General features: G+C 32.9%; 9 protein-coding genes and 1 pseudogene. 7 read left to right on the forward strand and 3 right to left on the reverse strand.

Translation table 11 applies throughout. The features are described from left to right. Nucleotides 1-1,049: SMI1/KNR4 family protein (locus tag B3J44_RS22870; protein ID WP_286971664.1), on the forward strand; the 1,049-nt coding region annotated here is incomplete at its 5' end. Nucleotides 1,050-1,301: 252 nt separating this feature from the next. Here B3J44_RS22870 and B3J44_RS22875 read toward each other — a convergent pair. Then, nucleotides 1,302-2,147 carry an AraC family transcriptional regulator gene (locus B3J44_RS22875; RefSeq protein ID WP_095930479.1) on the reverse strand — a complete coding sequence of 282 codons (846 nt, stop codon included), beginning with the start codon at nucleotides 2,145-2,147 and terminating at the stop codon, nucleotides 1,302-1,304. Between the two features lie 117 nt (nucleotides 2,148-2,264). On the opposite strand from B3J44_RS22875, the gene B3J44_RS22880 reads away from it, so the two are divergent. The 4 genes from B3J44_RS22880 (at nucleotide 2,265) to B3J44_RS22895 (ending at nucleotide 5,076) form a co-directional block, all read left to right on the forward strand. Continuing rightward, nucleotides 2,265-3,251 carry an aldo/keto reductase gene (locus B3J44_RS22880; RefSeq protein WP_286971667.1) on the forward strand — a complete coding sequence of 329 codons (987 nt, stop codon included), beginning with the start codon at nucleotides 2,265-2,267 and terminating at the stop codon, nucleotides 3,249-3,251. 294 nt (nucleotides 3,252-3,545) lie between these two features. Next, nucleotides 3,546-4,151: an NAD(P)H-dependent oxidoreductase gene (locus tag B3J44_RS22885; protein WP_286971668.1), complete on the forward strand. Its 606-nt coding sequence runs from the start codon at nucleotides 3,546-3,548 to the stop codon at nucleotides 4,149-4,151. A 2-nt stretch (nucleotides 4,152-4,153) separates the two neighbouring features. Then, nucleotides 4,154-4,432 carry a putative quinol monooxygenase gene (locus tag B3J44_RS22890; protein ID WP_286971669.1) on the forward strand — a complete coding sequence of 93 codons (279 nt, stop codon included), beginning with the start codon at nucleotides 4,154-4,156 and terminating at the stop codon, nucleotides 4,430-4,432. 179 nt (nucleotides 4,433-4,611) lie between these two features. Then, the gene (locus B3J44_RS22895; protein WP_286971670.1) at nucleotides 4,612-5,076 is read left to right on the forward strand and encodes a DUF3291 domain-containing protein; all 465 of its coding nucleotides are present in this window, start codon (nucleotides 4,612-4,614) and stop codon (nucleotides 5,074-5,076) included. 65 nt (nucleotides 5,077-5,141) lie between these two features. On the opposite strand, the pseudogene B3J44_RS22900 reads toward B3J44_RS22895, so the two are convergent. After that, a pseudogene (locus B3J44_RS22900) lies at nucleotides 5,142-5,855 on the reverse strand (class I SAM-dependent methyltransferase); the annotation flags it as partial. Nucleotides 5,856-6,080: 225 nt separating this feature from the next. On the opposite strand from B3J44_RS22900, the gene B3J44_RS22905 reads away from it, so the two are divergent. Then, nucleotides 6,081-6,962 (forward strand): LysR family transcriptional regulator, encoded by an 882-nt coding sequence (locus tag B3J44_RS22905; protein WP_286971671.1) that lies wholly within the window; start codon nucleotides 6,081-6,083, stop codon nucleotides 6,960-6,962. Between the two features lie 375 nt (nucleotides 6,963-7,337). Next, nucleotides 7,338-8,630, forward strand: coding sequence for a DUF2130 domain-containing protein (locus B3J44_RS22910; RefSeq protein WP_286971673.1), 1,293 nt, complete (start codon nucleotides 7,338-7,340; stop codon nucleotides 8,628-8,630). A 150-nt stretch (nucleotides 8,631-8,780) separates the two neighbouring features. On the opposite strand, the gene B3J44_RS22915 is transcribed toward B3J44_RS22910, so the two are convergent. Beyond that, nucleotides 8,781-9,434 (reverse strand): META domain-containing protein (locus B3J44_RS22915; protein WP_286971675.1); only part of this gene is annotated, 654 nt, incomplete at its 5' end.

The following is a 9,434-nucleotide window of genomic DNA, read 5'->3' on the forward strand; positions in this document are numbered from 1 at the left end:
CAAAACTTGAATTATCCAAAACAGGCTTTCAGATTAACAATGTAAACATCGAATTCCCAATTGATATAACAGTTTTAAAACAAGCTTTAGGAGAATCTAGATATCTTAAAAAACAATACAATCATATTTACACTTGGGACGACCAAGGCATTATGGCTTTTTCTAAAGAAGGAAATAAAGTCGAAAGCCTTGCTGTTGAACTCGAACTTCGTGAATATGATTATTGCGCAAAAAGTATTTTTTTAGGAGAATTTATTTTTGAAGAGCAAGAATTATTTCATTACTATGAAAACAACAAAAATCAGCTTGTAAAACTCTTTAAAGGAGACAGAAGCGGCGCTTTTATCCTTAACGGAATCAGTGTCTGGTTTGATAAAGAAGATGGCAAAATTACAAGTTTAAGTATTTCTGCTGCTGAAGAAAAAGAAAAGAAAGTCAGCGCACCACTTGATGCAGAATTCACTTCATTCAAACCTTTATGGCAGGAATGGATTTTAGAAATCAATAAAATTGTTTCAACCGATAATGATTATTACAATCTTGCAGATGGAATTTCTGTAGAGGACATTCAACAACATTCTGTTTTAGAAGATGACATTACAATTCCGCCAGCATTAGCTAACTTTTACAAAGTTCAAAATGTCGATTATGATGCCGTTACTTCGACTTTTCAAATTTTAATTAATAATTGGCCATACGAACTTATTCCGTTTGAAGATATTAAAGAAGAATGGGATTCCATTCAAGATTTACAATTTGATGAAGACGATTTGCCAGAACAAGAAATAGATTTCGAAAAAGTCAACACTAATAATTACGCAAACCCAAAATGGATTCCGTTTGCAACTGGAAGAAATGGTGATTACTTATTGTACGATACAGATCCAGCATTAAAAGGAAAATTTGGACAAATCATAGAACTTCAAAACGAATCTTGGTCACGCCTAATAGTTGCAGATTCATTAGAAGAATTAATCCAAAATGAAATAAACAATTTAAAAGCGGGTAAAACCGAGCATTTTGATTTTATAGTAGGTAAAGAAAATTAAAGTACACGAATAAAACAGATTCGCTTTGCGAAAACGCGGATTTACACGAATTCTTCTTTTTTTCTCTCGCAGATTTAGCAGATTTAAACAGATTAAAAAAATAAATCCGCATAATCTGCTAAATCTGCGAGAGAAAATTAATAAGCAAAAAAAATCATTTTTAATCCAATTAATCTGTGACAAAAATAAAATTAGTGCAAATTCAGGAATTGCTTCGCCTGTTCGCTATCGCTCGGGTCGTGGCGAAAAAAACTAAGCACTCAATCGAATTGTCTTTCTAAACTCAGACGGACTATACCCTTTTTGTTTTCTGAAGAATTTATTAAAGTGGCTTTCATCTGTAAAGCCAAATTCATATGCAATTTCATTAATACGTTTATCACTGAATTGTAAACGATGTTCGATTAGTTTCGTTTTATAATTACTGATATATTGTTGCATCGTTTCGCTCGCATGTTTCTTAAAATAACGACCTAAATACGTATTCGAAATTCCGAAATAATCACTGATTGATTCTGCCTTAATCTTTTCAGGATAGTAAATGTTATTCTGAATATATTGCAGAATATCCATTGCTTTGGCTTCTGTATTTATGGTAATTTGTTCTGGAAGATATTTTGCAATATTTCTTGCCACGATAATAATTAGCGTATTTACCAATTGCTGAATCAATTCCTGATTATAAACATCTTTATCCTGATGTTCGCGACAAATAGCTTCAATCATCACTTTCACCAAACATTTATCAGGATCATTTTTTAAGATACAACCAGGCTGATGATTGGCATTTTGAAGAATATATTCCAATCGCTGAATATTTTCATTTTGCAAACTCGAATTTTTCAAATAAATATCATTAAACCTCAAAAAGAAAAATTTCGTTTCGGTTTCAATCGTAAAATTATGACAATCTTCAGGCGTCAATAAAAACAAATGACCAGGATCGTATTCGAAAATATTCTTATTAATACACTGTCTTCCTGTTCCTTCCAAAATATAAACTAGTTCGAAAAAATTATGACGGTCTCCCACATCTGGATATTCATTCAGCGTTTCAAAAGAAACCGTAAAAGGTTCATATAAGTTTTCTTTTTTCATAATTCCATTTTATTTGAAGATGCAAATATACCTAAAAAAGACAAATATATACCAAATAAGAATCATAAAAACAGTATAATTTTGCCTCATCAATTTTAAACGAAAAAAATCACTATCATGGAATATAGAAAATTAGGTAACTCAGAACTAGAATTATCAACCATTACTTATGGTGCTTTTGCGATTGGCGGAACCATGTGGGGCGGAACAGAAAAGAAAGATTCAATCGACTCAATTCACGCATCAATCGATCACGGTGTAACTACAATTGACACCGCTCCTTTTTACGGATTTGGTTTAAGCGAAGAAATGATCGGTGAAGCCATTAAAAGTCAAGATCGTTCTAAAGTTCAATTACTTACTAAATTTGGTTTAGTTTGGGACGGCAGCAATAACGGAAAAGGCGATTTCTTTTTCGACGCTGACGATAATGGAAAAAAAATTCCAGTTTACAAATATTCATCAAAAGCAAACGTAATTAAAGAAGTTGAAGAAAGCTTAAAACGTCTTCAAACTGATTATATCGATTTACTGCAAATTCACTGGCCAGACTCTACTACTCCAATTTCTGAAACAATGGAAGCTGCAGAAAGTTTAATTCAGCAAGGAAAAATCAGAGCTTTCGGAGTTAGTAATTACAACATTGCACAAATTCAGGAAGCCCAAAAAACAATTCAAATCGCATCAAATCAAGTGGCTTACAGTATGTTGAACCGTAAAATCGAAGAAGAATTAATTCCGTTTACAGTTTCAGAAAATATCGGAATCATCGCTTACAGTCCAATGGAAAGAGGGTTATTGACTGGAAAATATTTCACAGATAGCAAATTAAAAGAAAACGATCACAGAAACGGATATTTCAGTCAATTCGATCTTCAAAAAGTAAAAACTCTAGTCGAAGAATTAACATCTTTAGCACACGCAAAAGAAGCAAGTTTATCACAATTAGTTTTACGCTGGACATCTTTACAAAAAGGAATTGCAATAGTTTTAGCTGGAGCAAGAAATGCAGAACAAGCCATTTCAAACGCTAAAACAATGGATTTTGATTTATCAGCTTCAGAATTAGAATTCATCAATCAGGCAATTGCTAAAATAAAATAATTCTACTTTTAAACACATAGAAACATAGTTTTTAGTTATTGTCAAAGATGTTTCATTTGAATCAATAAACATAAAACTCCATGTGTTAGAACTAGTTTCTTTCCATCAACTTTTCGAGAAAGAAAAACCTATGTTTCTATGTGTTTAAAAAATCTCAAAAAATTAAATAATTAGAATATGGGAATGTTTCGCTGCGACGAATTGGGCTATCCGCTAAATCTTTTTCTTTTTAAAGAATAAGAACATCACTCCTATCCCTCATGCATCCCATTTTCAAAAGAAACAATAATAAAAATGAAAAAGATATTTATAATTAACGGCGGGCAAAAATTTGCCCATTCAGGAGGAAAATTCAATAAAACAGTGCAAGACTGGACAACCGAATTTCTTTCAAAAAGCAACGAATACGAAATAAAAACAACTCACGTAGAAGACAATATCGATCTTGACCAAGAAGTAGAAAAATTTGTTTGGGCAGATGTAATCATTTACCATACACCTGTTTGGTGGTTTCAACTTCCAAACCTTTTCAAAAAATACATAGACGATGTTTTCACAGCAGGTCACAACAAAGGAATTTACAAGAGCGATGGAAGAAGTCGCGTAAATCCAGATATCAATTACGGAACTGGCGGACTTTTGCACGGACGCAAATACATGCTTACCACAAGCTGGAATGCTCCAGCAACGGCTTTTACACTTCCGGGAGAATTCTTCGATCAAACTTCGGTTGATGACGGCGCAATGTTTGGTTTCCATAAAATGAATAAATTTACAGGAATGGAACGTATAAACGGATTCCATTTCCATGACGTTGAAAAAGGCGCTACACCAGAAAATATCGTTATCTTTAAGGAGAATTATACGAAACATCTTGAAGAAACCTTTAAAAACCTATAATTATGATTTCGATTACCGCAATTTTAAAAAGTAAACCAGAACATTTACTTGAAATTCAAAACCTTCTGACACATCTAGTAACAGAAACTAGAAAAGAAGCTGCATGTATTCGTTACGATTTACACACTTCAGAAAATGTTTTTATTCTTTGGGAAGAATGGAAAGACCAAATTGGTTTAGACTTACATAACAACCAATCTTACTTAAAGGATTTTATCCAAAAAACCGAAAATCTTGTTTCAAGCCCAATTCAGGTTTATAAAACTGTACAGATTTTATAAATCACTTCCTGCAAGGTTTCCAAAACCTTGTAGGTATATCTTTAAAACCTACCTAAAAAAAAGGCCTACAAGGTTTAAAAAACCTTGCAGGTTCCATAACTGTTACAAACGTAACTTATTTCCTTAAAATAATTATTCAGAAAAAAGCTAAATTGCCTTTCATCCAGAATATAAAAACTATGAGTCATTATCATCTTGCCGAAATTAATATTGCCAAAATGAAAGGAGTCGACATTAACGACCCAATTATGAAAGAATTTGTAGATAATTTAGATGCAGTAAACACTTTAGCCGAAGAAAGCGAAGGTTTTGTTTGGAGATTAAAAGACGAAACTGACAGTTACAATGCCACAAGTCTGAATCCGTACAATGATGAGCAAATTATCATTAATGTATCCGTTTGGGAAAGCATTGAAACTTTGGAACATTATATGTACAAAACTTTTCACAGTGAATTTTTGAGACGCCGAAAAGAATGGTTTCAGAAATTCGGAAAAGCGCATACAGCCATGTGGTGGATTCCAAAAGGAGAAATTCCAAGCATGGAAGAAGCTGTAGAAAAATTAGGTTACCTACAGAAAAATGGCCCTTCAGAATTAGTTTTTGACCTTAGAAACAAATATCCAATGCCCATTAACGCATAGTTTTTTTTATTAGCCACGAATTACACTAATTTCACTAAATCCGTATAATTCGTGGCAAAAAACAATTACTTTATTCCTCCAAAAGCCCCAAAACACATATTTTTATGTAAAATTTCAACTTTTGAAAAACCTACTTTTTTCATTAAATCCAATTGATAATTCATCGATCTTGGAGAATCTTCTTTTTCAATGTAATCCAAAACTTTCTGACGATATTCCGCCCCTCCTATTCCTTCCAAATATTCGCCGTAACGTTGCCAAGTGTATTCATTCAACAAATCCGTGTCTTGTGTGATTAAATCCGAAATCATCAAACATCCACCTGGTTTTAATAATGTAAACAATTTAGTAAAAGTCGTTTCCCAATCGTTATCATCTCTTAAATGATGCAAAACAGCACCAGCCAAAATAATATCAAAACTGTTTTCTTCTAAATCTGCTACACGAATATCGCCTTGTTTTATTTCGACTTTTCCATTTGTTGTCGCCGAAACTCTTTCAAAAGCACGATTTAACATTGGCAAACTCAAATCGACTAACGTACAATTCAAATCAGGCACTTTAGACAACATTTTTAAAGTATAATTTCCCGCTCCACAGCCAACATCTAAAATAGTTGCAGCATTTGGAACAATCCGTTTTGAAGCTTCGGTTATTAATTCTAAAGAAATAGTAGCGTCGATTGTGGCTACTTGCCCCGTTTCTAAGTTTGAAAATCGTTCGACATCATTGTCAAATCGTTCTTTGATTTCTTCGATAGTTGATTTTTTCATGGCCTTTGTTTTTTTTTTTGAATCTCTCGCAGATCAAGCAGATTGAGCGAATCTTTTTGCTATTATATGATTGGGATATTATTATGATTAAGAATGATTTATCTAAAAATTAATAATCTGCTTTATCTGCTAAATCTGCGAGAGACCTATTTTTTTATTTTTCAAAACTATCTCTTTTATAAATACTTTAAAAATACTATTTTTATCAATTAATAATACTTTAAAAGTATCATGGAATTACGTCACCTAAAATATTTTCTGGCTGTAGCCGAAGAACTAAACTTTACCAAAGCATCGGAAAAACTCTTTATTTCTCAACCTCCATTAAGTCGACAAATAGCAGAATTAGAAGAAGAGCTTCAAGCAAAACTTTTCATTCGAAACAACAAAAAAGTAGAATTAACCGAAGCCGGAAAATATTTTAAAGAAGAAGTGACAGCGCTTTTTCAGAATTTGGAACGCATTTCTGTCAAAACAAAAAAAATTGCGGAGAATGTTTCAGGCGAATTCAGAATCGCTTATATCAGTTCGATTTATTCTGCTGTTATTTCCGATTTAATAAAACATTTAAAAGCACAGTTTCCTTATGTAAATTTCAAACTTTTCGAAATTTCCACCACCAAACAAATCGATGCATTAGAACAAGGAAAAATCGAAATGGGAATTATCAGATCGCCCATTCATTCACCAAAAATAAAATCGCATTTATGGTTTAAAGATGGCTTTTCTTTGGTTTACAACAAAAACAACTTTCAGATAAAATCAGAAAATGATATTTTAAAACTGAAGGACGAAACGTTTGTTTTCTTCAATAAAGATTACGCACCACATTATCATGAAGTTTTATTAGAACTTTGTGCTTTTTATGGCTTCACACCGAAAATCATTCACGAAGCCAATAACATCAACTCCATCGTACAATTAGTTAAAAATGGATTAGGAATCTCGATTGTTCCTTCCAACATTGCAAAAAACAATCAAGATTCAGAGATTGGTTTTATTGAACTGAAAAAGGTTAATTTAAAAACAGATGTTTCGATTATTACATCAAAAGAAGATGAATCTGAAATTACGAAATCTGCTGTTGATTTTTTGTTGCTACAAAGACGCTAAGGCAGGAAGTTTTTTTGCTACATATTGAAAGTATTTTCTCTCATTTTTATCATTTCGAGGAACGAGAAATCTCCGCAAGAAGCTCTACAAAGATTGGCTTATAGGAACGGAGCTACTTGCGGAGATTTCTCGTTCCTCGAAATGACAAACTGTATGAAAAACATCTTTGTAATCTGCCTAAATCTTATAAAATCTGCGTGAAATAAAAAAATCTTTTTCAATCCTTTTAATCTGTGGCAAAAAAACTTTGCGTCTTAGCGCCTTCGTGGCCATAACAAAAATTCGTTACAATTTATTACAGAAATCCATATTATAAAAAGAGAACTTTTAAATATCTTAGCAAATTCAAATTCTACAATAAAATTTCAATATAAAATGGCTGAGCAATCTTCTATTCAGTGTCCAAACTGCGGAACTCCTATCGATGTCAATGATGTTTTAAAACATCAATTGGAAGATAGCATCCGTAAAGAATTTCAACAAAAAGCAAATGTTCAAAACCGTGAATTAGAGCTTAAAAACGAACAATTAGAAAAAGCAAAATCCGAATTTGAAGCGAAGAAAAAACAAGAAAACGAACTTTTTGCTGAACGTTTGGAACGCGAAAAAAAGACCGCTGAGAAAGAAATTTCAGAAAAACTAAAAGCGAAACTGGAAGAAGAAAACAAAGATCGTTTGTTGTTGATGGAAAAAGAACTCTCTGAAAAGTCAGAAAAAATCAGAGAATTAAATAAAATGGAAGGTGAAATCGCAAAATTGCAGCGCGAAAAACTGGAAATGAAAGATGCCATTCAAGCCGAAGCCGAAAAGCAATTAAATGCGCAATTAACTTTGGAGCGCGAAAAAATCAGAAAACAAGAAGACGATAAAAACGAATTAAAATTCAAGGAACTTCAGAAACAGTTGGAAGAACAAAAAAAGCTGACCGAAGAAATGAAGCGCAAGCAAGAACAGGGTTCAATGCAATTACAAGGCGAAGTAATGGAATTAGCGATTGAAGAATGGCTGGCCAACAACTTCCCTCTTGACAGCATTGATGAAATTAAAAAAGGCGCAAACGGCGCCGATTGTCTTCAAGTTGTAAACACAAGAGAACACCAAAATTGCGGTTCTATTTATTACGAAAGCAAAAGAACAAAAGCATTCCAACCTTCTTGGATTGAGAAATTCAAAAATGATATTAGAACTAAAAGAGCCAATATTGGAGTTTTGGTAACTGAAGTTATGCCTTCTGGAATGGACAGAATGGGAATGCGCGACGGAATCTGGATTTGTACGTATGAAGAATTTAAAGGTTTAAGTGCCGTCTTGCGTCAATCTTTAATTCAAATTAATCAAGCCGTTCAGGCGCAGGAAAACAAGGGCGATAAAATGTCTATGTTGTACGATTTCCTTACGAGCAACGAATTCCGTTTGCAGATTGAAGGAATTGTAGAAGGGTTCACTCAAATGCAAAGCGATTTAGATTCTGAAAAAAGAGCGATGCAGAGAATCTGGAAACAGCGTGAAAAACAAATCGAAAAAGTAGTTCACAATACTTTAGGAATGTACGGTTCAATTCGCGGTATTGCTGGAAATGCAGTTCAAAGCGTAAAAGCTTTAGAATTAGATTTTATTGATGGCGAAGAAGAATCAGAAAATGATGATCCTAAAGAATTGTTTGAGTAATAAGTTTGTCATTTCGACTGAAAGGAGAAATCACACAAGAAACTCCGCAAAGAAAATTGCCAATCTTTGTCGACAAATTAGTGTGATTTCTCCTTTCAGTTGAAATGACAGCAACTTGAAACTTTAAACTTTAAATATGAAACAAAAGCTTTAATCAACTTTCTTAAAAATAGCCAATTTCCCAGAAGGATTAGACAAAGTCAATTGATTGTTTCCAATAGAATAAGTTGTAGTACTTTGCAATGCTTTCAAAAGTTCACCTTCTTTATTTCCTTGCGGACAAGCCATAAGAGTTGAAATTACCTTTGTAAATCGCAATAAATCTTTTTCATAAAAAATAGAACCGCTAATCGCATTACAACCTCCGTAACCAGAAAATCTATTTTCAAATGAATTAATTTCAATTCGAGGCATTTCCTTTTGAAAATCAGTTGCAAAAACTTTATAACCATTTAATTCTTCTAAAACCCAAATATCATGAAGACGATAATCGGTTAAATATTTTCCGCATCCACTTAATTTCTTTGTTTCTAATTCCGAATTATTTTTTATTTCGACTTTTACGCTGTAAGGCGAAATCGCACCAGACATTGAATCTTGGCAATCCAATTGCTGAATTGTAATTGTCGCCAAAGTATTTTCATTACTTACTTTATACATTTTCACATTAGCATCCATCGCTCTAATCGCATCGACAGCAGGAAAAGTGATTTTTTCTTTCCCAGGTATTAATGATGTAAAAACGATTTCCTCATTCCCTATTTTGATTCCCCAAAATGGCTCGTTTCCAGTTCCTTTAAAATA

Source organism: Flavobacterium sp. UBA4854 (assembly GCF_002399805.1).
Taxonomy (GTDB): Bacteria; Bacteroidota; Bacteroidia; order Flavobacteriales; family Flavobacteriaceae; genus Flavobacterium; species Flavobacterium ginsengisoli.